Below are 699 nucleotides of genomic sequence, written 5' to 3' on the forward strand. Positions count from 1 at the left end.
GCTCCGATTATTGTGTTTACGTTTGTGATTGGCGGAGCTTTTGCCGTTCTGAGGAAAGCATCTGTCATTGAGCTCGGCGTCCGTCTGTTGGCCGATCAGTTCAGGAACAAGCCTGTTTTCGTTACGCCTGTCTTAATATTCGTTTTCTCCGGCATTTCCTGTTTTATCGGGACGCCTGAGCTTTCGATCGTTTATGTCCCTGTCATTCTTCCTTTGCTGCTGTCCCTCGGATATGACCGGATGACAGCAGCAGCAATCGCATTGTGCGGGACGATCGCCGGCTTTACGAGCGCTTTGACAAACCCATTTACCGTGGGAACCTCACAAATGATTTCCGGTCTCCCGCTTTATTCCGGGATGGGGTACAGGGCGGTCATCTTTGTTGTCGTTACGGCGATTGCCGCTGTTTATGTGCTCAAATATGCGGAAAAGATCAGAGCGCATCCTGAAAAAAGCCTGACGGGCAAGGAAGCAGTCGAACCCGTGCCGGCTTTTAAAGCAGGCGGACGGGTGAAATGGGCCGGGATCGCGGCGCTTGGGTTGTTTGCCGGCTTGATTGGGTGTGTAATTTATTTCAGGTGGGATATGCTGACAATGGCGGGCTATTTCCTGGCGCTCGGCATCATTCCTGCTTACATCGCCGGCATGAATTCGAGAGACATTGCCGAGTCCTTTAATGAGGGTTTTAAAGAAGTGCTC

1 pseudogene is annotated in these 699 nt (G+C 51.5%); it reads left to right on the top strand.

Features of this window, described 5'->3' with window-relative positions:
- Positions 1-699: pseudogene (locus tag ACWHAR_RS27400) on the top strand (YfcC family protein); the annotation flags it as partial.

The sequence above is a fragment of the Bacillus sp. LR--39 genome (assembly GCF_053613335.1).